The 23,546-nt window shown below is 61.2% G+C and carries 19 protein-coding genes; 18 read left to right on the plus strand and 1 reads right to left on the minus strand.

Translation table 11 applies throughout. The features are described from left to right. Window positions 1–255: 255 nt before the first annotated feature. The 16 genes from glnE (at window position 256) to B2U07_RS17955 (ending at window position 19,489) form a co-directional block, all read left to right on the plus strand. Complete coding sequence (glnE, locus tag B2U07_RS17880) at window positions 256–3,198, plus strand: bifunctional [glutamate--ammonia ligase]-adenylyl-L-tyrosine phosphorylase/[glutamate--ammonia-ligase] adenylyltransferase (RefSeq protein WP_275545474.1); 2,943 nt, start codon at window positions 256–258, stop codon at window positions 3,196–3,198. Between the two features lie 64 nt (window positions 3,199–3,262). Then, window positions 3,263–4,186 (plus strand): branched-chain amino acid transaminase, encoded by a 924-nt coding sequence (locus tag B2U07_RS17885; RefSeq protein ID WP_013713797.1) that lies wholly within the window; start codon window positions 3,263–3,265, stop codon window positions 4,184–4,186. 203 nt (window positions 4,187–4,389) lie between these two features. Further along, window positions 4,390–5,433: a lipopolysaccharide heptosyltransferase II gene (gene waaF, locus B2U07_RS17890; RefSeq protein WP_275545473.1), complete on the plus strand. Its 1,044-nt coding sequence runs from the start codon at window positions 4,390–4,392 to the stop codon at window positions 5,431–5,433. 1 nt (window position 5,434) lies between these two features. Then, on the plus strand, window positions 5,435–6,439 hold the full coding sequence (gene rfaC, locus B2U07_RS17895; RefSeq protein WP_296277413.1) for a lipopolysaccharide heptosyltransferase RfaC: 1,005 nt from the start codon (window positions 5,435–5,437) through the stop codon (window positions 6,437–6,439). A 9-nt stretch (window positions 6,440–6,448) separates the two neighbouring features. Then, window positions 6,449–7,573, plus strand: a complete 1,125-nt coding sequence (locus B2U07_RS17900) for a glycosyltransferase family 4 protein (protein WP_275545471.1) — start codon at window positions 6,449–6,451, stop codon at window positions 7,571–7,573. A 133-nt stretch (window positions 7,574–7,706) separates the two neighbouring features. Further along, a complete protein-coding gene (gene rfaP / locus B2U07_RS17905; RefSeq protein WP_275545470.1) occupies window positions 7,707–8,534 on the plus strand; it encodes a lipopolysaccharide core heptose(I) kinase RfaP in 828 nt (275 codons plus the stop codon). Then, window positions 8,531–9,268: a lipopolysaccharide kinase InaA family protein gene (locus tag B2U07_RS17910; RefSeq protein WP_275545469.1), complete on the plus strand. Its 738-nt coding sequence runs from the start codon at window positions 8,531–8,533 to the stop codon at window positions 9,266–9,268. The genes rfaP and B2U07_RS17910 overlap by 4 nt, the downstream gene beginning before the upstream one ends. Beyond that, complete coding sequence (locus B2U07_RS17915; RefSeq protein WP_275545468.1) at window positions 9,265–10,014, plus strand: lipopolysaccharide kinase InaA family protein; 750 nt, start codon at window positions 9,265–9,267, stop codon at window positions 10,012–10,014. The genes B2U07_RS17910 and B2U07_RS17915 overlap by 4 nt, the downstream gene beginning before the upstream one ends. Then, window positions 10,011–11,438: a lipopolysaccharide kinase InaA family protein gene (locus B2U07_RS17920; protein WP_275545467.1), complete on the plus strand. Its 1,428-nt coding sequence runs from the start codon at window positions 10,011–10,013 to the stop codon at window positions 11,436–11,438. The genes B2U07_RS17915 and B2U07_RS17920 overlap by 4 nt, the downstream gene beginning before the upstream one ends. A gap of 76 nt (window positions 11,439–11,514) precedes the next feature. After that, on the plus strand, window positions 11,515–13,290 hold the full coding sequence (locus B2U07_RS17925; RefSeq protein ID WP_275545466.1) for a carbamoyltransferase family protein: 1,776 nt from the start codon (window positions 11,515–11,517) through the stop codon (window positions 13,288–13,290). A gap of 2 nt (window positions 13,291–13,292) precedes the next feature. Next, the gene (locus B2U07_RS17930) at window positions 13,293–14,369 is read left to right on the plus strand and encodes a polysaccharide pyruvyl transferase family protein (RefSeq protein ID WP_275545465.1); all 1,077 of its coding nucleotides are present in this window, start codon (window positions 13,293–13,295) and stop codon (window positions 14,367–14,369) included. Between the two features lie 185 nt (window positions 14,370–14,554). Next, a complete protein-coding gene (locus tag B2U07_RS17935; protein ID WP_275545464.1) occupies window positions 14,555–15,688 on the plus strand; it encodes a glycosyltransferase in 1,134 nt (377 codons plus the stop codon). Between the two features lie 2 nt (window positions 15,689–15,690). Continuing rightward, window positions 15,691–16,599 carry a glycosyltransferase family 2 protein gene (locus B2U07_RS17940; protein ID WP_419096353.1) on the plus strand — a complete coding sequence of 303 codons (909 nt, stop codon included), beginning with the start codon at window positions 15,691–15,693 and terminating at the stop codon, window positions 16,597–16,599. A gap of 99 nt (window positions 16,600–16,698) precedes the next feature. After that, a complete protein-coding gene (locus tag B2U07_RS17945) occupies window positions 16,699–17,781 on the plus strand; it encodes a CgeB family protein (RefSeq protein ID WP_275545462.1) in 1,083 nt (360 codons plus the stop codon). Between the two features lie 30 nt (window positions 17,782–17,811). Then, entirely contained in the window at window positions 17,812–18,603 is a 792-nt protein-coding gene (locus B2U07_RS17950; RefSeq protein ID WP_275545461.1) for a hypothetical protein, read from the plus strand. A 25-nt stretch (window positions 18,604–18,628) separates the two neighbouring features. Then, window positions 18,629–19,489 carry a glycosyltransferase gene (locus B2U07_RS17955; RefSeq protein ID WP_296277414.1) on the plus strand — a complete coding sequence of 287 codons (861 nt, stop codon included), beginning with the start codon at window positions 18,629–18,631 and terminating at the stop codon, window positions 19,487–19,489. On the opposite strand, the gene B2U07_RS17960 is transcribed toward B2U07_RS17955, so the two are convergent. Beyond that, window positions 19,422–20,699 (minus strand): hypothetical protein, encoded by a 1,278-nt coding sequence (locus B2U07_RS17960; protein WP_275545459.1) that lies wholly within the window; start codon window positions 20,697–20,699, stop codon window positions 19,422–19,424. The two genes, B2U07_RS17955 and B2U07_RS17960, sit on opposite strands and share 68 nt — an antisense overlap. 74 nt (window positions 20,700–20,773) lie before the next feature. Here B2U07_RS17960 and B2U07_RS17965 point away from each other — a divergent pair, with 74 nt between their 5' ends. Both B2U07_RS17965 and msbA read left to right on the plus strand, forming a co-directional pair. Beyond that, entirely contained in the window at window positions 20,774–21,508 is a 735-nt protein-coding gene (locus tag B2U07_RS17965; RefSeq protein WP_275545458.1) for a lipopolysaccharide kinase InaA family protein, read from the plus strand. A 116-nt stretch (window positions 21,509–21,624) separates the two neighbouring features. Then, window positions 21,625–23,445 carry a lipid A export permease/ATP-binding protein MsbA gene (gene msbA / locus B2U07_RS17970; RefSeq protein ID WP_275545457.1) on the plus strand — a complete coding sequence of 607 codons (1,821 nt, stop codon included), beginning with the start codon at window positions 21,625–21,627 and terminating at the stop codon, window positions 23,443–23,445. Window positions 23,446–23,546: the final 101 nt, after the last annotated feature.

A 23,546-nucleotide genomic window follows, 5' to 3' on the forward strand; every position in this document is an offset into this window, starting at 1 on the left:
AAAGGCTTCCAGAATCGGAGGCCAGTTGAGTCTCGCCGGCTTTTTGGGCGGGCGAGTTGAAATTCTTGGATTTACCGGGGGTAGGACCGGCCGTATGTAGTTTTACTACATTTCGACGGCGGATTCAGCCCTCTGGATACAATTCTTTCGTAGTAAAACTACAATCCGCGGCACCGCCGGCCGCACGTGCCCCGCAGGAACGGGGCTCCGGGCATTTGCGCCATGCGTCCGGCAGTCCGCCAAAAAGGATAGACCATGAGCCTGCCGTCGCTGGTCGAGTTGCCCCCTTCCCTGATCCCCCTGGCCGAGCGAGCCGAACACTCACTACAAGGAGCGTTGGTCGAGCATGAGGGGCTGGCCGATAGCGTTGCCGTCTGGCCGCAGGCACGACGCGATGCCTGGCGGCAGGTGACGGCCCTGAGCGATTTCGTTGCCGAGCAGGCTCAGCGTGACCCGCAGATGTTCGTCGCGCTGGCCGAGTCGGGCGAGCTGGAGCGCAGCCTGGCGCCAGGCGAACTGCGTCAGCAGTTGGAGGCGCAGCTGGCCGAGTGTGGCGACGAAGACGCGCTGGGCCGCTGTCTGCGGCGTTTCCGCAACCGTCAGCAGTTGCGCATCATCTGGCGCGACTTCAGTCGCCAGGCGGCGTTGGCGGAAACCTGTCGCGATCTCTCTGATCTCGCTGATGCCTGTATCGACCTGGCCTATCACTGGCTCTATCCACGCCACTGCACGCAGTTCGGCACGCCGGTCGGGCGACGAACTGGCCAGGCGCAGCACATGGTCATTCTCGGCATGGGCAAGCTCGGCGCGCACGAGCTCAATCTGTCTTCGGATATCGACCTCATCTTCGGTTATCCCGAGGGCGGCGAGACCGAGGGCGTCAAGCGCCCGCTGGATAATCAGGAGTTCTTCATCCGCCTTGGGCAGAAACTGATCAAGGCGCTGGATGCGATCACCGTGGATGGGTTCGTGTTCCGCACCGACATGCGTTTGCGCCCTTACGGCTCCAGCGGTGCGCTGGTATTCAGCTTCAATGCGCTGGAGCAGTACTACCAGGACCAGGGGCGCGACTGGGAGCGCTACGCGATGATCAAGGCGCGCGTGGTGGGCGGCGACCAGGAGGCCGGCGCCGAGCTGCTGGAAATGCTGCGGCCCTTCGTCTATCGCCGCTATCTGGATTTTTCCGCCATCGAGGCGCTGCGCGCGATGAAGCTGCTGATCCAGCAGGAAGTGCGGCGCAAAGGCATGAGCGAGAACATCAAGCTCGGTGCCGGCGGTATCCGCGAGATCGAGTTCATCGCCCAGGCGTTTCAGCTGATCCACGGCGGGCGCGACCTCAGCCTGCAGCAGCGGCCGCTGCTCAAGGTGCTGGCGACCCTGGAAGGGCAGGGCTACCTGCCGCCAACAGTGGTCGCGGAGATGAAGGAAGGTTACGAGTTCCTGCGTTACGCCGAGCATGCCCTGCAGGGCATCGGTGACCGGCAGACGCAGATGCTGCCGGCCGATCCGCAGGATCAGGCGCGGGTGGCGGCGATCATGGGCTTTGCCGACTGGACGAGCTTTCACGAGCGCCTGATGCATTGGCGTGGCCGCATCGAATGGCATTTTCAGCAGGTGATCGCCGATCCTGACGAGGATGAGTCGCAGGCAGGCGAGGCCTGCGTCGGCGCCGAATGGTTGCCTTTGTGGCAAGGTGCACTGGACGAGGAGGCCGCCGCGCTGCAGTTGCAGGAGGCGGGCTTCGCCGACGCAGTCACGGCCAGTCGGCGTCTCGCCGATCTGCGCAACGGGCCGCAGGTTCGTGCCATGCAGCGTCTGGGGCGCGAGCGTCTGGATGCCTTCATTCCGCGTCTGCTGGCGCAGACGGTGGAGCACGACGCGCCGGACCTGGTGCTTGAGCGGGTGCTGCCGTTGGTGGAAAAGGTGGCGCGGCGCTCGGCTTATCTGGTGCTTCTGACCGAAAATCCGGGGGCGCTGGAACGATTGATCACGCTTTGCGCCGCCAGCCCCTGGATCGCCGAGCAGATCGCCCGCTACCCGCTGTTGCTCGATGAGCTACTCAACGAGGGGCGCCTTTATTCGCCGCCGCTGGCGCCGGAGCTGGCGGCCGAGTTGCGCGAGCGGCTGGTGCGCATTCCCGAGGAGGACCTGGAGCAGCAGATGGAGGCGCTGCGTCATTTCAAGCTGGCGCACAGCCTGCGCGTCGCCGCCTCGGAGATCGCCGGCACGCTGCCCTTGATGAAAGTGTCGGATTACCTGACCTGGCTGGCCGAGGCGATTCTCGACCAGGTGCTGGCGCTGGCCTGGCAGCATACGGTGCAGCGTCATGGTCGGCCCTTCCGTGCAGACGGTACGCCGTGCGACCCGGACTTCATCATCGTCGGCTACGGCAAGGTTGGCGGCCTGGAGTTCGGCCACGGCTCGGACCTGGATCTGGTGTTCATCCATGACGGCGATCCGCAGGCCGAGACCGATGGTGCCAAACCCATCGACGGTGCGCAGTTCTTCACCCGCCTGGGCCAACGCATCATCCATCTGCTAACCACCCAGACCACTTCCGGCGCCTTGTACGAGGTGGATATGCGCCTGCGACCATCGGGCGCAGCCGGGCTGCTGGTCAGCTCGCTTGGCGCCTTCCAGCGCTATCAGGAGAGCGGGGCCTGGACCTGGGAGCATCAGGCGTTGGTGCGCGCGCGGGTGCTGGTGGGATGCTCGCGTCTGGCCGGCGAGTTCGCCCGGGTGCGCGCTGAAGTGCTGGGGCGCCAGCGTGATGTCGAGGCGCTGCGCGTCGAGGTCAGCGAGATGCGCGCGAAGATGCGCGACAACCTTGGCAACAAGAAGACCGCGGCCGGAACGGCGCCGAATGCCTTCGAAGCCTCGTCCTCCTTCGATCTGAAGCAGGACGCCGGTGGTATCGTCGATATCGAATTTATGGTGCAATACGCGGCCCTGGCCTGGTCGTGGCAACACCCGCAGCTACTCGAGTTCACCGATAACATCCGCATTCTAGAAGGTCTGGAGCGGGTCGGTCTGATGAGCGCTGAGGACGCCGCGTTGCTGCGAGAGGTCTACAAGAATTACCGCTCGGCGGCCCATCGCCAGGCGCTGCAGAAGCAGCCTGGAATGGTGCCCGGAGATCAGTTCCAGGATGAACGCCGCGCTGTGATGCGCCTGTGGCGCGAGTTGGGACTGAGTTGAATGACGGGGCTGCGGCCCCATCTTATTTGTGCGAACCGTGAAGCGAATTTGAGGAGCAGGCAAGATGTCGATGTCCGACCGTGATGGCGTGATCTGGTACGACGGCAAACTGGTGCCGTGGCGCGAAGCCAACACCCATGTGCTGACCCACACCCTGCACTACGGCATGGGCGTGTTCGAGGGTGTGCGTGCCTACAACACCCCGGACGGCACCGCGATCTTCCGCCTGCAGGCGCACACCGATCGCCTGTTCGACTCCGCGCATATCTTCAACATGCAGATTCCTTTCTCCAAGGAAGAGATCAACGAAGCCCAGCGCGCCGCCGTACGCGAGAACGGTCTGGAAAGCGCCTACCTGCGCCCGATGGTGTTCTTCGGCAGCGAAGGCATGGGCCTGCGCGCCGCCGGCTTGAAGGTGCACGTGATCGTCGCCGCCTGGCACTGGGGCGCCTACATGGGCGAAGAGGCGCTGGAAGCCGGCATCAAGGTGCGCACCAGTTCCTACACCCGCCACCACGTCAACATCGCCATGACCCGCGCCAAGGCCAACGGCAACTACATCAACTCGATGCTGGCCCTGCAGGAAGCCATCTCCGGCGGCGCCGACGAGGCCATGCTGCTGGACCCGGAAGGCTATGTGGCCGAGGGTTCGGGCGAGAACATCTTCCTGGTCAAGGACGGCGTCGTGTACACCCCGGAGGTGACCTCCTGCCTCAACGGCATCACCCGCAGCACCATCCTGACCCTGGCCGAAGAGCACGGCATCAAGGTGGTCGAGAAGCGCATCACCCGTGACGAGGTGTACATCGCTGACGAGGCGTTCTTCACCGGCACCGCCGCCGAAGTTACGCCGATCCGCGAAGTCGATGGCCGCAAGATCGGCGCCGGCCGCCGTGGCCCGGTGACCGAAAAGCTGCAGAAGGCCTACTTCGACCTGGTCACCGGCAAGACCAGCGGCCACGCCGAATGGCGTACGCTGGTCAAGTAAGCGAATCCTCGAAGGCTCGACGGGGAGGCCTCAAGAGTCTGCCGGCAATCTTGCGAGCTAGAGTCAGGCTAGGCGCAACAGGGGCGAGGGCGTGAGTTTACTGCGGTAAATGAACGCCCGAGGCCCTTTTGCAACGACGCATGACCGACGCGCAGAGGATTGCAGGTGGGCTCTGAGCCTCCCCGGTTGTTTTTGGATAAGGCATGAAAATACTGATCATCGGCCCTAGCTGGGTGGGCGACATGGTGATGGCGCAGACACTGTTCCAGTGCCTGAAACAGCGCCATCCCGAGTGCGAGATCGACGTGCTGGCGCCGGACTGGAGTCGGCCGATCCTTGAGCGCATGCCCGAGGTGCGCGCCGCGCTGAGCCTGCCGCTCGGCCATGGCGTTCTCGATCTGGCCACGCGCCGGCGTATCGGCAAGTCGCTGGCCGGTCAGTACGATCAGGCCATCCTGCTGCCCAACTCGCTGAAGTCCGCGCTGGTGCCCTGGTTCGCCGGTATTCCCAAGCGCACCGGCTGGAAGGGCGAGATGCGCTACGGCCTGCTCAACGACATCCGCACGTTGGACAAAGAACGCTACCCGCTGATGATCGAACGCTTCATGGCGCTTGCCTATGAGCCCGGTGCTCTGTTGCCGCAGCCTTATCCACAGCCGCGTTTGCAGATCGATGAGTCCAGCCGTGCGGCTGCCTTGGCCAAGTTCGGCCTGCAGCTGGATCGTCCGGTGCTCGCGTTGTGCCCTGGCGCGGAGTTCGGCGAGGCCAAACGCTGGCCGGCCGAGCACTATGCCAAGGTCGCCGAGATCAAGATTCGCGAGGGTTGGCAGGTCTGGCTGTTCGGCTCGAAGAACGACCATGCCGGCGGTGAAGACATTCGTATGCGCCTGATTCCGGGCCTGCGCGAGGAAGTCAGCAACCTGTCCGGGCAGACCAGTCTGGCCGAGGCCATCGACCTGATGTCGGCGGCCACCGCCGTTGTTTCCAACGACTCCGGGCTGATGCACGTGGCGGCGGCGCTGAATCGACCGCTGGTGGCAGTCTACGGCTCCACTTCGCCGGGCTTCACCCCGCCGCTGGCCGACCGCGTCGAGATTGTTCGCCTGGGGCTGGAGTGCAGCCCCTGTTTCGAGCGCACCTGCCGTTTTGGTCACTACAACTGTCTGCGCGAGCTCAAGCCGCGCCCGGTGATCGAAGCGCTGGATCGGCTGGTCGGCGAGACCTTGACCCTGGTCGAGGGCGACTGATTTGCGGGTGCTGATCATCAAGACCTCGTCGCTCGGTGACGTGGTGCATACCCTGCCGGCACTGACCGATGCCGCGCGTGCCATTCCCGGCATCCGCTTCGACTGGGTGGTGGAAGAAGGCTTCGCCGAGATTCCCGCCTGGCATCCGGCGGTGTCCCAGGTGATTCCGGTGGCTATCCGCCGTTGGCGCAAGCATCCGCTGCGCACCTGGCGCATTGGCGAATGGGCGCGCTTCAAGCAGCGTCTGCGCGAAACCCGCTACGACCTGGTGATCGACGCCCAGGGCCTGCTCAAGAGTGCCTGGCTGACGCGTTACGTGTCGGCGCCAGTGGCCGGTCTGGATCGTGATTCGGCGCGTGAGCCGCTGGCCAGTCGCTTCTATGATCGCCGCTATGCGGTGCCCAGGGATCAGCACGCCCTGGAGCGCGTACGTCAGCTGTTCGCCAAGGCGTTGGGATATACGCTGCCGTCCGGTCGCGGTGACTACGGACTGAACCGTGCGGCGATGATGGACGCTAGCGCGCAGCCCTATCTGGTGTTCCTGCATGGCACCACCTGGGCCAGCAAGCACTGGCCGGAATCCGACTGGCGTGCGCTGGCCGAGCGCATGGACAAGCTGGGCTGGGCCGTGCGCCTGCCTTGGGGCAATGAGACGGAGAAGGCGCGCGCCGAGCGCATCGCTGCCGGCCTGACGCATGCCGCCGTGCTGCCGAAGCTGAGCCTGGCCGGTGTGGCCAAGGTGATTGCCGGTGCCAGCGCCTGCGTCTCCGTCGACACCGGGCTCGGCCACTTGGCCGCGGCGCTGGATGTACCGAACATTTCCCTCTACGGCCCGACCTTGCCCGGCAAGGTGGGCGCCTACGGCCGTAGCCAGATTCATCTGTGTGCCAGTGGCCCGGGCGCCGGCAGCGGTGACCGTGACAAGCCCTGCTTCGATGGCCTCGGCGCCGAGCGCGTCGGTCTGGAACTGGAGGCGCTGTTGCTTGCGCCTCCCGGCACCCTTTAAGGAGCGGCTATGCAACTGGCCTTCGTTCTCTACAAATACTTCCCGTTTGGTGGGCTGCAGCGCGATTTCATGCGCATCGCCCTGGAATGCCAGGCGCGTGGCCACGCCATTCGCGTCTACACGCCGATCTGGGAAGGGGAAAACCCCGGCGGCTTCGATGTACGCGTGGCGCCGGTGCGTGCGCTGTTCAACCACCGTCGCAATGAGAAATTCAGCGCCTGGCTGCAAGCCGATCTGAAGCGCGACCCGGTCGACCGGGTAATCGGCTTCAACAAGATGCCGGGCCTGGACGTCTACTACGCCGCCGACGGCTGCTTCGAGGACAAGGCGCAGACCCTGCGCAACCCGATCTACCGTCGCTGGGGGCGCTACAAGCATTTCGCCGAGTACGAGCGCGCGGTGTTCGCGCCGGAGTCGAAGACCGAGATCCTGATGATTTCCGAAGTGCAGCAGCCACTGTTCATCAAGCACTACAAGACTCCGCTGCAGCGCTTCCATCTGCTGCCGCCAGGCATCGCTCAGGACCGGCGCGCGCTGGCCAATGCTGGCGAGATTCGCGCCGAGTTCCGCCGTGAGTTCAAGCTGAGTGATGATGACCTGCTGCTGGTGCAGATCGGCTCCGGCTTCAAGACCAAGGGCCTGGATCGCAGCCTCAAGGCCCTGGCATCCCTGCCGCGTGAGCTGCGCAAGCGCACCCGGCTGATCGCCATCGGCCAGGACGATCCCAAGCCCTTTCTTCTGCAGGTCAAGGCGCTGGGCTTGAGCGACCAGGTGCAGATTCTCAAGGGGCGCAGTGACATTCCGCGCTTCTTGCTCGGCGCCGATCTGCTGATCCACCCGGCCTACAACGAAAACACCGGCACCGTGCTGCTGGAGGCGCTGGTTTCCGGCCTGCCGGTGCTGGTCACCGACGTCTGCGGCTACGCCCACTACATCGCCGATGCCGATTGCGGCAGAGTCCTGCCCGGCCCCTTCGAGCAGGAGCAACTCAACCGCACCCTGGCCGATATGCTCGCCGACCCGCAGCGTCGTGCGCTCTGGGGGCGCAACGGCCTGGCCTATGCCGACAGTGCCGACCTGTATTCGATGCCGAAGAAGGCCGCCGACGTGATCCTGGCGGAGAAGCGCGCGTGAGCATGTTAGCTACTGCGGGTGGTATCGACCATTTGGGCGCACCCTTCTCGGTGCGAGGCAACGGTGGTCGCTCCGCCCGACTTGCGCTGTTTGCCGTATTCATCATGAGGGCGCAGCGCCTACAGGGAGGCTTATGCAGCTGATTCTTGCTGAACCATTCAAGTCCCTATGGGCCGGCAAGGATGCCTTTGAGGAAGTCGAGGGCCTGCAGGGGCAGGTCTACCGCGAGCTTGAGGCGCGCCGAACGCTGCGCACCGAGGTGGACGGCAAAGGCTACTTCGTCAAAATTCATCGAGGGATTGGCTGGGGTGAAATTCTCAAGAACCTGGTCACGGCCCGACTGCCAGTTCTGGGCGCTGGTCAGGAGTGGAAGGCCATCCAGCGTCTGAGCGAAGCGGGTGTGTCGACCATGACTGCGGTGGCCTATGGCGAGCGTGGCAGCAATCCGGCGCAGCAACATTCCTTCATCGTCACCGAAGAGCTGGCGCCCACTGTCGATCTTGAGCAGTTAACGCTGAACTGGCACGCTCAGCCGCCAGCACCCGGGTTGAAACGGGCGCTCATCCGCCGGGTCGCGCAAATGACCGGACGCATGCATGCCGCCGGCGTGAATCACCGGGACTGTTATATATGTCATTTTCTCCTGCATACCGACAAACCCTTCGACGCTGATGATTTCCGGCTGTCGATAATCGATCTGCATCGGGCGCAGGTGCGTGATGCCGTGCCGCGACGCTGGCGCGACAAGGACCTGGCCGGGCTGTATTTCTCCGCGTTGGGCATTGGCCTGACCCGGCGCGATCTGCTGCGCTTTCTCAAGGGTTATTTCGGCGTCGTCGACAGCCGCCCATTGCGCCAGATCCTGCAGGACGAGGCCGCGTTGCTGCGCTGGCTGCAGGGCAAGGCCGACCGGCTGCGCGCGCGTTATGTACGCAAGTACGAAAAAGAAGGTGAAGCATGAGTCAGTGGCGCGTCACCGCCTTGACTACACCCGAGGCAGCCAGGGCATTCGCGTCGCTGGATGCGGTCTTCGCTTTGCAGGGCGAGGCCATCACCCATGACCCGCTATCGGACGTCATTCGCGTCGAGCTCGGTGGGCTGCGTTATTACGTCAAGCGCTACCACGGTGCCGGCAAGGGCGCCCGGCGCTTCATCGGCCGGCCGCGGGTCAAGGCCGAGTGGCAGAATCTCAAGCACTTCGCGGCCTGGGGTATTCCTACCGCGCCCATTGCCGCCTATGGGTTGGAGCGTAAGGGCGCGGCCTTTCACCGGGGCGCGCTGATTACTCAGGAGTTGGTCGATACCTCAGACATGTGGCGGCTCGCCTCCTCTGGCGATGCGCGTCTGCGTGATCGGGCCTGGGTTGAGGATGTCAGCTCTCAGCTGGCTCGCGCCACGCGCATCCTGCATGATCACCATTTCGCCCATAACGACCTGAAGTGGCGCAATTTGCTGGTCGATGAGCATCGCCGTCTGTATTTGATCGACTGCCCGACCGGGGCGTTCTGGTGGGGGCCTTTTTTGCGCCGACGCATCGTCAAGGACCTTGCCTGCCTCGATAAAGTGGCCAAGTATCATCTGTCACATACGCAGCGCCTGCGCTTCTACCTGCAGTATCGAGGTCGCGACCGGCTCAGCGACAGCGACAAGCAACGTATCAGGCAGATCGTGCGGTACTTCGAGGGAAGAGAATGAAGGACTTCATCGACAGCGATGATCAAACGCTGCTCGAGCGTCATGGACTGGCCAGTTTCGAGGCGCTCTGGGCGCTCGAACTGCATGCGGTCGACGAACCCAACAAGGCGCCGCGCGGCGGCTGGAGCACGGTCTATCGGCTCGACCTCGAAGGCCATGGCTATTACCTCAAGCGCCAGAGCAATTACCTGACCCACAGCCTGGAGCGCCCCTGGGGTGAGCCGACCCTGGCGCGAGAGCTTCGCAACATTCGCCGCTATCAGCGCCTGGGTATCCCGGCCATGAGCGCCGCGTTCTACGCCGAGCGGCGCATAAATGGTGAGCGCCGAGCCGTGCTGCTGACCCGTGCCCTGGATGGCTGGCGCGACCTTGACAGCTGGCTGCCCGAGTGGCGCCAGCTCGCAGCCGAGCAGCGCCAGGCGATCGTCAGCGCCTGTGGTCTGCTGGCTCGCCGGGTGCACGAAAAGGGTCAGGTGCATGGCTGTTTCTATCCCAAGCACATCTTCCTGCAGCCACGAGATGATGGTTTTGCGGCGCAACTGATCGACCTGGAAAAGACCCGGCCGCTGTTTCTCGGCGAGCGGGACAGGGTCAAGGATCTCGAACCGTTGCTACGCCGCGCCAATCCCTGGAATGAAGCGGATCACCTGGGCTTCCTGACCGCCTATCTGGGCAGTGGGCAGCATCTTGATCATTGGTCGCAGCGTCTTGCGGCGCGTTTGAAGGACAAGGCCCAACGCCAATGAAACTGGTTCTCCTCAACGAGGCGGGGCGTAATCCTGCGCTGCCGCTGTCGATCGATCTGCCGGGCGGTGAGTCACTCCAGTTGCACAGTCTGCTGCGTGTGTTGCCGGGGCAGCGTTATGTCGGCGAGGCGCAATGGCAAGGGCGCAACGTGCTCGCCAAGTTATTGGTTGGCAGCAAGGCTGAGCGACATTTTGCGCGGGAGCTGCAAGGTGCCCAGTTGTTGGCGGAGCAGGGGTTGTGCACGCCGTTGCTGCTCGATCACGGTGTCGCAGCAGGCGGCGGCTGGCTGCTGTTCGAGTTCCTGGAGGGCGCGCGTAGCCTGGCGGATGACTGGCAGGCCGTCGCCGACGAAGCCTGGCTGAGCGATGCGCAGCAGCAGGTACTGGGTGAGGCGCTTGGCGTTATCGGTGAGCTGCATCGTCGAGGCTTGTGGCAGGAGGACCTGCACCTGGACAACCTGCTGCGCCATGACGGCCGACTGCTTCTCATCGATGGCGGCGGTATTCGCGCCGAGACGCCCGGGCAGGCCCTCTCCCGAGACCGCGTGCTGGAAAACCTGGGGTTGTTCTTCGCGCTGTTTCCCCGAGCCATCGATGACTTTATCGAGGAGTTGTTGGTGCACTACCTGCTGGTCAACGGCGAACATGCACTGCCACTTGAGGCTCTGCTCAAGGCGGTGGCCAAGGCACGTGGGCTGCGCCTGCATACTTTCATGGCCAAGATTCAGCGAGAGTGCACGGCTTTTCGTGTCTGGCGCGGCCCGTCGCGTCTGCAAGTAGTGAGGCGTGAAGAGGACGCGGCGCTGGCGCCCATCCTGGCCGATCCCGATGCGGCGATAGAGGCTGGCGAGCCGCTCAAGCTGGGCGGCTCCTCGACCGTTGCGCGCATTGAGCAGGGCGGCCGGCAACTAGTCATCAAACGTTACAACATCAAGGGCTTCAGTCATTGGCTACGACGCTTCTGGCGGCCTAGTCGCGCCTGGCACAGCTGGTGCGAGGGTAATCGCCTGGATTTCCTCGGTATCGCCACGCCCAGACCGCTGGCCGTGCTCGAACGACGTACCCTGTGGCTGCGCCGCCAGGCCTATCTGATTACCGAACACGCGCCGGGTATGGATATAATCGCCCGTTTCGCGCCCTGCGGGGCGGACGGGCTGCCGCCCGAGGCGGATTTGCAGGCCCTGGAGGCCTTGTTTGCGGCCCTGCTGCGCGAGCGCATCAGCCATGGTGACTGCAAAGGTAGCAATATCCTCTGGCAGGACGGCCGCTGGGCGCTGATCGATCTGGATGCCATGCAGTACCATGGCCAGGCCAGCAGCTTCAAGGCTGCCTATGCACGTGACCGTGCGCGCCTGCTGCGCAACTGGTCGGCCGACAGCGCTCTTTACCGTGAGCTCGATCGGCGCCTGCCAACACTTATTTGAGCCCTCCGACGGAGGCTCAGCGAAATCAAACCGTATCGGCTGTCGAGTCAGACAGCCGCGTTAAGAGGCTTTATCCGTGGCATTGACGATTCTTGGCCTGTCCGGCGCCCTCAGTCATGACCCTTCCGCGGCGTTGTACATCGACGGCAAGTTGATTGCAGCGGCGGAAGAAGAGCGCTTCGTGCGTGACAAGCACGCGAAGAATCGCATGCCCTACGAGTCGGCCAAGTTCTGCCTGGAGCAGGCCGGTATCAAGCCCTCCGACGTCGACGTGGTAGCGATCCCCTTCGCCCCCATCAGCCTGTTTGGCAAGGCGCGTTGGCACTACGCCAAGCGCTACTGGTACGCACCGGATCGCGCCCTCGACGCCATTCTCATGGGTAACCGTCGTTACAAGCGCTATCGTAAGAAGATCGTCTGGTGCCTGGAGCAACTGGGTTTCGACGCCAAGAAGGTCAAGATCGAGCCGGTCGAGCATCACCTGGCCCACGCCGCCAGCGCCTACCACTGCTCGGGCTTCACCGAGAAGACCGCCATCCTCGGGATCGACGGCAAGGGCGAGTACGCCACCACCTTCTTCGGTTATGGCGAAAACGGTCGCATCCACAAGATCAAGGAATTCTACGACCCGGATTCCCTGGGCGGCCTGTATGGCGCGGTCACCGAGTTCCTCGGTTTCGAAATGCTCGATGGCGAGTTCAAGGTCATGGGCATGGCGCCCTATGGCGATGCCAGCAAGTACGATTTTTCCCGCCTGGCCAAGTTCGAGAACGGCGAGCTGGTGATCAACACCGACTACGCCAACGTCATCGGCCTGCGCCGCCACAAGGAAAAGGGCAAGGGCTTCTACTTCTCGCCCAAACTGATCGAGTGGCTGGGGCCCAAGCGTGAAGGCGATATCGCCGACGATCCCTACATCCACTACGCCGCCAGCATGCAGGCGCTGTTCGAGAAACTGGCGCTGGAGATGATGGATTACTACCTGGGTGACATCATCCGCGAAACTGGCAAGATCGCCTTCGCGGGTGGTTGTGCGCTGAACGTCAAGCTCAACCAGAAGATCATCGCCCGGCCCGAGGTCAAGGAGCTTTTCGTTCAACCTGCCTCGGGTGATGCCGGTACTTCGGTTGGTGCCGCTGCCTACGTGTCCCACAAGCGCGGCGTGCCGGTGGAGAAAATGGAGCACGTCTACCTAGGCCCGGCATATTCCAATGAAGACGTGATTGCCGCTTGCGCGCGCCACCCTAATGCGCCGAAATGGCAGAAGATCGACGACATGCCGCAGCGCATCGCGCAGATCATGGTCGATGGCAACCCCGTAGCCTGGTTCCAGGGCCGCATGGAATTCGGTCCGCGCGCCCTGGGCGGTCGTTCGATCATTGGGTGCCCGAGCATCCCCGGCGTGGCCGACCGCATCAACGAACAGATCAAGTTCCGCGAGCGCTGGAGACCCTTCTGCCCGTCGATGCTCGACACCGTAGCGCCGCAGATGCTCAAGGTCGATCACCCGAGCCCGTTCATGACCTTCACCTTCGAGGTCAACGATGAGTGGAAGGAGCGTGTCAGCGAGGTCGTCCACGAAGACGGCACCTCCCGCGCCCAGGTCCTCAAGCGCGAATACAACCCGCGCTGGTACGACCTGATGCTGGAGCTGGAAAAGCTCACCGGCAACGGCGTCTCCCTGAACACCTCGTTGAACCGCCGTGGCGAACCGATGATCTGCTCGCCGACCGACGCCCTGAACATGTTCTTCGGCTCGGATCTGCAGTACCTGATCATGGAAGACATTCTGGTGGTCAAGGATGGCGTCGTTGCGCCGAACAGTGATCTGTCCGGCAGCGTGGAGTCTTAGGGTTGGCTGGCAGTCAGGCAAGGTTGAAGGCGTTGTTGTTCAACGACACGTCTTCAGAGGGCCATCACGGCTGCCATTTGGTGATGCAGCAGATCTACACGCTGGCCGAACAGGCTGGCATGGATATTTTGCGTTCCTGCCCGATGTATCACGACTGGCAAACAGACGAGCAGTTGCAAGCCGACATCCGCGCTGCCGATATATGCCTGGTCAACGGCGAAGGCACCATGCACGACGATGCGCCGCTGGCCCTGCGTTACGGGGCGCTGGCGCGCTACTGCAAAGAACATGAGGTGCCGTGTTTTCTGATCAATTCGGTTTGGCAGAACAATGATCGGCTCAATGCCGATGCGCCTTGTTTTACCCGGGTTTTCGTCCGCGACGTTCTGAGTCAGGCGGCGCTGGGCGAGCTTGGTGTCGCGGCCGATGTGGTTCCGGACTTGACTCTCTCCTATGAATACAAGGCAGGTGCGTCCCCCCGGCGGGGCCTGTTGATCAATGGAAGCGTCATAACCGAGCGCTTGCGTGAGGCATGGCGCGTTAGTCGTGCCAATACTCAACTGCGTTATGTCAGCATCCGTACAGTCGCTCCGCTGCAACTGGGCAAAGGTTTCGATATGTACTTGCGCAAGAATCTGCGCAAGCGGCTGAAGGCTTACCGTCGTATGGCCGCCAGTTATTTGCATCGCTACCCCGCCGACTTGCCAAACTCGCGGATAGACAAGCTGCGCTGGCGTTACGCCGTGCTGTCTCCCAAGCGCTTCCTGGCTTTGCTGCGGCGTTCCGAGGGCGTAATCACCGGGCGTTTTCACCTAGTTACCTTGTGCCTGGTCACCGGTACTCCTTTCTACGCCATTCCTTCCAATACTCACAAGATCGAGGCTCTGCTGGCACAGGTCGGCTTGAGCGGTCGCCTTCGTCTGTCATACGAAAATGCTGTTTCCGACGCTCGCGCCATCGCTTTCAGCGAGATGGAGCAGGCGCACATCGAGCGCCTCCTGCAAGAAGCCCGCGTCCAGGCCCGGGAGATGTTTGCGGCCATGGCGCAAGTAGCCAGGAGTCGCCGTGAAGCTGCTTAATGTTCAGGGCAATGCCACATAGACGTAGATGACTTATCAGTCAAGGTCGACTTATTGCCGGCCATCAGAAAAAATTGAACTAGCTGAAAAACCTTGCCTCCGACAGTTAAGGTCGAAGCATTCGCTGTTCAGGTTAAGGGCTAGAGTTCCTTTTTAAGTGTTCGTCGTGACTTTTGGTAGGGATCATGAAAACCAATAACAAGAGCCAAGCATGGGTGCTGCAGATTTGTCATGGCTACGATGGGCCGTTTCTCGATTGTGCTCGGCAGTACGCTGTGCTTTTTGCCGACACTCCGTACAAGGTGATGACCGTGTATCTGAGCGGCAAGTACGACGCTCAGGTGGAGGCGGGATCTGCCTCCGATGAGGTGGTCTTTCTCGAATACAGCAGCAAGCAGTTGAGGGGCTTGAAGCTCGGCGCGATTCGAGCGATTCGTCGCATCGCGTCTCAACGCAACTTCGCCCTGTGCATTGCCCATCGCTCCAAGCCCGCCTATGTGGCCATGCTGGGCACCAAGTTGCCAGTGATCGGTATTCATCACGCCTTCGGCGATTATCAACGCAAGTCGCGCCAGTTTTTCGCCAACCTGTTTCGTAAGCGGCTTTACCTGTTTGGTGTATCCGACGCGGTCCGTGATGACCTGCGCGCTTGCTTGCCGGGGTGGCCGCAGCAGCGCATTCAGACGCTCTACAACCGGATTGATCTGCAAGCCGTGCAGTCCGAGCAGCTCTCACGTTCAGTTGCACGCCAGGCGCTAGGCCTGCCGAGTCAGGCTTGGGTGATCGGTAACGTGGGGCGGTTGCATCCTGACAAGGATCAGGAAACCCTTATCCGCGCCTTTGCCGACGCGCTTCCCACTTTGCCGGACAACAGTCTGCTGGTCATAGTCGGAGAGGGGCGGCTCGAGGCCACGCTCAAGGCCTTGGTGGCCGAACTGGGTATCGCAGAGCAGGTTCGTTTCCTGGGGCATGTGCCGCAAGCCAGGCGCTACTTCCGGGCCTTCGACATGTTTGCTCTAAGTTCCGATCACGAGCCGTTCGGCATGGTGTTGCTCGAGGCCATGGCGGCTGGTTTGCCTGTGGTCTGCAGCGATTGCGGTGGCGGCAGGGAAGTGGTCGGTGAGAGTGGAGAACTGTTCACCTTCGGTGATTGGCATGCCTTGTCTGCCAGTCTGCGAAACGTCGCATCGGTTCAGCAGGGAGAGCTGGAGCGGCTGCGCGAAGACATGCGCGGCCGGCTGGAGAGCCGCTTCGTCGACTCTGCAGTCGCTCCGCGATTCTTCGACACCCTGTCCCGCTGGTCGGCCTGTCGCTTATGAGCGTGAGCGAGCGCCCCGGTGCGCCTTTGGTCAGTGTCATTGTGCCTTGCTACAACTACGCATCTTATGTGGGCGATGCACTGCGCAGTATCCTTGAGCAGGATTATCAGTCCATCGAGCTGATCGTGATCGATGACGGATCAACTGATGACAGTGCGCGCTGTATCGAGGATGCGCTGCGCGACTGGCGCAGTTACCCGGGGGTACGTCGCGTGGAATTCATCCGTCAGTCCAATCAAGGGGTCAGCGCCGCGCTGAACAAGGGGCTGGAATTGGCGCAGGGTGAATTCGTCGCCACTTTCGATGCGGACGATGTCATGGTGCCCGGTCGCATCGCGCTGCAAGCCCATTACCTGATGGACCATCCGGAAGTCGGGTGCCTTGGCGGTCGTGCGCAGCGTATCGATCAGCATGGCGCGATACTGCCGAAGAAAAACAAGGCTCGTGAGGTCCGGAGCTATGATTTCTCCCAGGCGCTGGCTCAGGCCTTGGTGGTAGGTGGGAATCTGGTGATGTATCGGCGCGATGCCATGCTCGCGGCCGGCATGTATGACCCTTCGTTGCGTGTGCAGGATTTTCAGATGACTCTGAAAATCGCCCATGCAGGTTACCGTATCGATGTCATACCCGACACCGTGACCCTGTATCGCAAGCACGAAGGAGGTTTGTCGCGTAATTATCTTGCCGAGTACCGTTACGGTATGCAGTTGCTTGATCTATTCCGCGATCATCCGGCTTACGAGTCCGGAAAGGCGCGCTTGCTCACCAAGATACTCGGTCCAGCCGTAACCCAGGACAAACGGTTCGCGTGGAGACTTTTCGCGCAGATCCCCCTGCGGCAGTGGGATCGTCAGCTGTTCAAGCGCTTTCGGCACCTACTGTTGAAACCGCGAGCCAGGCAAGCGTGCTGAGCTGCCATCAGTGTGCAGCGCAGCCGTCACCTAGCGATCAAGCGATCATTAATTCGAGCTACCGGCCGGGTGTTGCAAAGCAGTACCCGGAGCCTATGGATGGATGACATGGAGCACATGCTCGATAGCGATACGACGCCTGTTGGCAAACGCAAGTATTTGATTCTGGATGGCATAGGCGGCGTGCCACTGGGCCGCGAGTTGTACGAGGCCTTTCTCGGTGCTGGTGTGTCAGCAGTCCACTGGGATGCTTTGCAGCAGAAGCCGCGCCGCTGGTATGGCGTGGCATCGGCACTTTACAAGGCGAGAAACAAAGCCCGTGAACGGGACGGCTTCACTCATTTGCCGCGTCTGCCGCTGCAACCGCTGCGCAAGCTCATCGAGGAAGAGGCGCCGACGCACGTGTTGGTGATCGGCTTCCTGTACAAGCACTACGACGTGGAGCAGGTGGCAAGCATGGTGCGTGGCGCCGGTGCGCGCTTCATGCTCTACGATACCGACAGTTGCAACCTGTATTCCAAACGTCGGGAGTTTCTCTACTTCATCGGGCAGGAGCTGCCACGTTACGACCAGCTGTTCTCCTTCTCTGCGGTGACGACGCGTTTCTTTCGTGAAACCTTGGGGCTCGAGGCTCTGCACTTGCCGTTCGGTGCCGTGGTCCTGCCTCAGCATCAGGCTGAGCCAGAGCATGATGTGCTGTTCGTTGGTAGCGCCGATTTGCGCAGGGTGTTCCTGCTGGAAAATATCCGCGAACACCTGACGGTGCGCGGCAATCGCTGGCGTCGTAACCGGGCACTGATGTCTCCGGCGCTGCAACAGCGCGTCGACGATAGAACCGTATGGGGTGAGGAGTTGCGGCAGTTGCTACAGACTTCTCGAATGGTGCTCAACATCACCCGCTCGGATTTTTATGGCGCCGAAACAGGCGTCAATCTAAGGATTTTCGAAGCGCTATCGGCAGGCTGTTTCCTGATGACCGACTACTGTGAGGAAATCGCCGAGCTGTTCACGCCTGGAGAGGAAATCGAGATATTTCGCTCAAGAACCGAGCTAAGGGACAAGGTTCGTCATTATCTGGCCAACCCCGAAGAGCGTGAGCGTATCGCACGTAAGGGGCAGGCGCGCTTTCTTGCAGAACACACCTGGACGCATCGCGTGGCGCGTATTCTGGCCTGTTCCTGATGGCGATCTTTTTACGTTTCGAGATATCGCATGAATGATTTCCCTGCATCGTCACCCGTATGGTTTGACGTAGTGATACTCAGCTTCGCCAAGGACGACGCCTTGCGCCAAGTTACCGAACACTGTCTGGACTCTCTGGTCACCTCGGAAGACTCCGAGCGGATTCGCTTCCGTATCTGGGTGCTCGAGTCGAATGCACAAGCGCCTATCTATACGCAGCCGGACGTGGTCACGCTATATCCCAAAGGCGTTTTCAACTACCACGCCTATATGAACATCGGCATTCGCGAAGGACAGGCGCCCTTCGTGGCCATTTGCAACAACGATCTGTCCTTCCATCCCGGCTGGGCTTCAGAGCTGCTGCGTGTGTTCGAACAGGATCCGAGCGTCAGCAGTGCCAGCCCGGCTTGCTCCCTGCATCATCCGGCCAAGGGGTTCCCGCTCGACAGCGGTGTCTATCCAGGCTACGGCGTGCTGCGGGAAATTTCCGGGTGGTGCCTGGTGTTTCGCCGATCCATTCTGGACATCATCGGCGCGCTGGATGAGCGGTTTTTCTTCTGGTACGCCGATAACGACTACGCCTTGACGCTGCAGGCGAATGGATTGCGGCACGTGCTGGTCACCTCTTCGGTAGTCGATCATCTCGATAGCCGCACGTTAAGTACTCACACCTCGGCTCGCCAGTGGCTGATGACCAAACGAGCCAAGTACATATTCGAGGAGAAATGGCTCGGCCGTAGCCGGGGTTACCTGCTGCGTAAAAAGCTCAAGCTGTACCTCAAGTTTCCACTCTATTACCTGGGGCTGAAGAAAGTTAAATGAACGGTGGTTTTTCGGGACGCGTCGCGTGATTTCCGTTGTGATCTGCAGCGCCCAACCCGCAAGGTTGCAGGCGGTGGCTCGCAATATCGAGGCCACGATCGGTGTCGAACACGAGCTGATCGCCATGGACAACAGTATCGAGGGGCGAGGTATTTGTGCGGTCTACAACGAGGGGGCGTCGAGGGCGAGCTTCCCATTCGTGTGTTTCGTGCATGAGGATGTCGAGTTCCTCAGCCCGGATTGGGGCGCGCGTGCGCTAGCTCATTTCTCAGGCGACGCAGAGCTTGCCCTCATCGGGCTGGCGGGAAGCCGCTACAAGGCGGCAACGCCCTCTGGTTGGCACAGCGGTGATGAAGACGATCTGTGCATCAACGTACTGCACGGTTCATCGAGTGCAGATGCCAGCGCGGCTTTCGCCAAGCCTGCCGACAGCGGTTCGAGCCAATGCGTGCCTGTCGTGGCGCTGGACGGCGTCTGGCTGTTCGCGCGCCGTTCGGTATGGGCTCAAACGCGCTTCGACGAGCGACTGAGGGGGTTTCATTTCTACGATGTTGACTTCAGCCTGCGCGTGGCCCGGGCCGGCAAGGTCGCAGTCGTCTTCGATATCGATCTTTTGCACTTTTCAATGGGCAGCTTTGGCGAGGCCTGGGCTCGTCAGGCGCTTGCCTACGCTGATGCTGCGCCGCTGGAGTTGCCTTTTTCCTGCGCGCGGCCGTTGGCCAAGGGGCAGCAGCGGCGTAAGGAGGCACTAGCGGTGCGTTACTGGCTGCGCTTGTTGAGAAGAGCGCACCTTCCGCTGGCATTGCGCGTTCGCTGGCTTAAGGCCGTGGGAATTCAGCGCTATCCGGCTCAATGGCGGGTGGCGTTGAAGTTTCTGCTGCGTTGATGATTTCGCGGTAGCGAAAAAACGAGGCGCCCAGCAGATAATCGGCGATCAGCCGGGTGTCGATTGGAGATTCAATCAGCGCTGCCAGCTCCGCGGCAGTCCGGAAACTGGGGACTCCATCTGCGGTGAGGTTGAGGCTCTGTGCCCGATACAGTGCACAGGGGACGTCGAACATCATCGTTTCGAACAGGCTGGTGGTATTGAAGCCGACGACCAGGTCGTAGCGTCCGGCGCGTAGTGTATCGGCAAGGGTAGGACTGTCATCGAGCGTTGCGCTGGGCGGCAGAGCAGCCAGCAATGTTGCATTGCTGGCGAGCAGCGGGTGCAGGCGCACTGTAAGCGGGTAGCGTGGCTGCAGTGCGGCCAGTAAACGGAGTAGTTCGATGCTGTCCTTCACGTAGCGTTTGCCTGGCAGCACGCAAAGGAGGTGCTTCTGCGCATGTGCGGGCCGCGGTGAAACTTGGGTTGGCTCAGGCGGGTTAATGTAACCGGCAACCTGCATGTCGAAATCGGGGGTTCGGGCTGTTTCGCGGTAAAACGCCTCGATCTCCGTACGGCAGAACTCGCTCCAGACCAGCAGAGTACCGGCGGTGACGTTTTCGTAGTTGATGATGTCGATCGGTTGCTCGCCGCGATAACGATGATAAAGCCCATGCTGCAGCGAGTAGGTCGGCAGGCCGTGATGCCGGCAGGCGGCGACCAGAAAGCACTCGGGAATGTTGGCGCTGTTGTAGCTCACCAGGGAGGTGATTTGCTGGGGTATCTGCAGTGTGTCGATGGCTTTGAAATGTTTGATGGTGTGGCACAAGACGCTGAATACGTAGAACCGTTGTAGCCAGGGCAACGGGCAGCGCCGTGTTATCTTCCAGGCTGCGTACATGGCACGCCAGTCCAGCGATTTGTCGGCGTCCTGCTTGATGGCAGGCATGAAGCTGATATTGCGCTCGAGCTGCTTGCCCAGGCTCATGGCCAAGGCGCTCTGGTCATCGCGGTCGCAGTGCCAGATGTACGCGTGGCCCTTCAACTGCTCGTGGTTGCTGTAACGCGGCGTCATGCGTATCAGCTTGATTGCGCTGCGAATGCGCTTGCGTGTAGAGCGATTGTCGAATAGCAGGTGTGCCAGCAGCGCGGCTGCTGGATTGCATAGGTTGTGGCCGGCATAAGTAGCGAGCCTTAGGCTCTCTTTTGTTTTGGCGTAGAGGCTATACATGAATCGATCCATGGGGCAGCAAGAGGCTGCACGCGAAGCACCCGACGCCGCCAGACTTCACTGGGAGGCTCTAGGTGAGTAAAACCATAGTCTTTCAAAAGGAGCTGCTCGGGCGCAAACAGATCGGGGCGTTGTTGCCGGTCTTCGCTCAGTTAGACGATTTTGCGCCGGGGCGAGCGGTCGCCAGGATTACGCGGGGAGACGACGTCCTGTTCGTCAAACGTTATCGCCGCTCGATGAAACCCTGGTGGAAGCGAATATTGCGTCGGCCCTACCGTTCTCCTCTACGCGATGAGGCGATGGTGCTGGCAAGGCTGCATACACTGGGATTTGCAGCCCCAGAGCCACTAATGTACACCGAAAACCGGCATCCGCGTTGTCACGAAAGCCTGCTGCTCACGCGGTTTTTGCCGGGCGTACCACTGGCGACATTGACGGGGCCGCAATTGTTGCGAGGCGCTTGCCAGTCGCTGAGCCTGCTTGGCCAGTTGCACGGTCACGGCATCGCCCATGGTGACTGTAACCCCTATAACTTCTTGGTCGCCGACGAAACTTGTCTGCTGGATTTCGAGCGTGCAGATGATTTCAGCGAAGAAGCAGGCGTCGAAGATCTGAAGAAGATTCTCCTTCGCTTGCGCGATCTGGGGCTGAGTGATCCCGAACTTCAAGATGTGGTTGCATGCTATGCCTCTGCAATTAGGTCGCCGAGGATCGACGCACGGGCTGTGCTGAATGAGCTGCATGGTATGAGCGTGGCCTGCAAACCGACACGCTGGCGTCCGCCGCAGGAATTGCAGAGTTCGCCATGACGCCATCCTGAGCTGAGCGCCAATGCAGGCGCACAAATGCGAAGGTATTTCGCCTGCATTTGGTTGCGTGTTGCCTGATGGTACAATCGCGCGCCTAATCACAGAGCCAGCATCTTATGCCTGATTCAAGCGCCAAACCGTCTTCCCTCTCCAGCTTCAAGTTGTACATGCGGCTGTTGAGCTACATGAGGCGCTACTGGTTCATGTTCGGCGTGAGCATGATCGGTTACATCATCTTCGCCTCGACTCAGCCGATGCTCGCCGGCCTGCTCAAATACTTCGTCGACGGGCTCGCCAGCCCCGAGGCCGGGATGGTCGAATTGCCGCTGCTGGGCAGCATGCAGTTACTCTACGGCGTACCGCTGGCGCTTTTGCTGATCACCTTCTGGCAGGGTATCGGCTCCTTTCTTGGCGGCTATTATCTGGCTAGGGTATCGCTGGGGTTGGTACAGGATCTGCGCATCGCGCTTTTCAACAACCTGCTGACACTGCCCAACCGCTATTTCGATAACCACTCCACGGGCTACCTGATTTCCCGCATCACCTACAACGTCGGCTCGGTCACCGGCGCGGCGACGGACGCCTTGAAGGTCATGGTGCGAGAAGGCCTGACGGTGGTTTTCCTGTTCGGTTATCTGCTGTGGATGAACTGGAAACTGACCATGGTGATGGTGGCGATCCTGCCGCTCATTGCATTGATGGTTAAGAGTGCGAGCAAGAAATTCCGCAGCCAGAGCCGCAAGATTCAGAGCGCCATGGGCGAGTTGACCCATGTTTCTTCCGAGACCATTCAGAACTACCGTGTGGTGCGCAGTTTCGGTGGCGAGCGCTACGAGCGTGAGCGCTTCTACGAGGCGAGCGAGGACAGTACCCGCAAGCAACTGCGCATGACCCGCACCAGTGCGATCTATACGCCTAGCTTGCAGCTGGTGAATTACGCCGCCATGGCGTTCCTGATGTTCCTGGTGCTGTTCCTGCGCGGCGACGCCAGTGTCGGTGATCTGGTGGCGTATATCACCGCCGCAGGGCTTCTGCCCAAGCCGATTCGCCAGCTTTCGGAGGTCAGCTCGACCATCCAGAAAGGGCTTGCCGGCGCCGAAAGCATCTTCGAGCAACTGGACGAGGCGCCCGAGCCGGATCAGGGCACGGTCGAGAAAGAGCGGGTCAGTGGAGCTCTCGATGTCAAACATCTGAGCTTCGTCTACCCGGGCACTGAAAAAACCGTCCTGCAGGACATCAGTTTTAGCGTGGAACCGGGGCAGATGGTTGCGTTGGTCGGTCGTTCAGGTAGCGGCAAGTCGACTCTGGCCAATCTGATTCCGCGTTTCTACCAGCATGATCAGGGGCAGATTCTGCTCGACGGCACGCCGATAGAAGACTATCGCGTCGAGAACCTGAGAAAACATATTGCCCTGGTCACGCAGCAGGTCTCCCTGTTCAACGACTCCGTCATCAACAATATTGCCTATGGCGATCTCCGGAATCTGCCTCGCGAGGCGGTCGAGCAGGCCGCCGAGGCTGCCTATGCCCGCGAATTCATCGATCTGCTTGCGCAGGGTTTCGACACCAAGGTGGGCGAGGATGGCGTCATGCTGTCGGGCGGCCAGCGTCAGCGTCTGGCGATCGCCCGGGCGCTGCTCAAAAGCGCGCCTGTGCTGATTCTCGATGAGGCGACCTCGGCACTGGATACCGAGTCCGAGCGTTATATTCAGGCCGCTCTGGACAAGGTCATGGAGGGACGCACCACGCTGGTCATTGCGCATCGGTTGTCGACCATCGAGAAGGCTGATCTGATCCTGGTCATGGATCAGGGACGCATCGTCGAGCGCGGTACCCACGAGTCACTGCTTGCGCAAAACGGTTACTACGCCCGCCTTCATGCCATGGGCCTCGAGGAAAAGGATGAACCGCAAGTGCAGGAACAGCCCGAGCCCTGACTGAAAGGGCGGACGTCGAAGCGACAGCGACACGGCGTTCCGAATGAGCGGATGTGCTCAAAAGTTTGCAGTACTTGGTCACGGACGATATTGGATTATGC

This window comes from Pseudomonas sp. UBA7530 (assembly GCF_002479365.1).
GTDB lineage: Bacteria > Pseudomonadota > Gammaproteobacteria > Pseudomonadales > Pseudomonadaceae > Aquipseudomonas.

What these genes read in the sequence shown, in the direction of transcription:
- glnE (WP_275545474.1), top strand. Translation starts at nt 256, where the DNA reads ATGAGCCTGCCGTCGCTGGTCGAGTTGCCCCCTTCCCTGATCCCCCTG.
- B2U07_RS17885 (WP_013713797.1), top strand. Translation starts at nt 3,263, where the DNA reads ATGTCGATGTCCGACCGTGATGGCGTGATCTGGTACGACGGCAAACTG.
- waaF (WP_275545473.1), top strand. Translation starts at nt 4,390, where the DNA reads ATGAAAATACTGATCATCGGCCCTAGCTGGGTGGGCGACATGGTGATG.
- B2U07_RS17900 (WP_275545471.1), top strand. Translation starts at nt 6,449, where the DNA reads ATGCAACTGGCCTTCGTTCTCTACAAATACTTCCCGTTTGGTGGGCTG.
- rfaP (WP_275545470.1), top strand. Translation starts at nt 7,707, where the DNA reads ATGCAGCTGATTCTTGCTGAACCATTCAAGTCCCTATGGGCCGGCAAG.
- B2U07_RS17910 (WP_275545469.1), top strand. Translation starts at nt 8,531, where the DNA reads ATGAGTCAGTGGCGCGTCACCGCCTTGACTACACCCGAGGCAGCCAGG.
- B2U07_RS17915 (WP_275545468.1), top strand. Translation starts at nt 9,265, where the DNA reads ATGAAGGACTTCATCGACAGCGATGATCAAACGCTGCTCGAGCGTCAT.
- B2U07_RS17920 (WP_275545467.1), top strand. Translation starts at nt 10,011, where the DNA reads ATGAAACTGGTTCTCCTCAACGAGGCGGGGCGTAATCCTGCGCTGCCG.
- B2U07_RS17935 (WP_275545464.1), top strand. Translation starts at nt 14,555, where the DNA reads ATGAAAACCAATAACAAGAGCCAAGCATGGGTGCTGCAGATTTGTCAT.
- B2U07_RS17945 (WP_275545462.1), top strand. Translation starts at nt 16,699, where the DNA reads ATGGATGACATGGAGCACATGCTCGATAGCGATACGACGCCTGTTGGC.
- B2U07_RS17950 (WP_275545461.1), top strand. Translation starts at nt 17,812, where the DNA reads ATGAATGATTTCCCTGCATCGTCACCCGTATGGTTTGACGTAGTGATA.
- B2U07_RS17960 (WP_275545459.1), bottom strand. Translation starts at nt 20,699, where the DNA reads ATGTATAGCCTCTACGCCAAAACAAAAGAGAGCCTAAGGCTCGCTACT.
- msbA (WP_275545457.1), top strand. Translation starts at nt 21,625, where the DNA reads ATGCCTGATTCAAGCGCCAAACCGTCTTCCCTCTCCAGCTTCAAGTTG.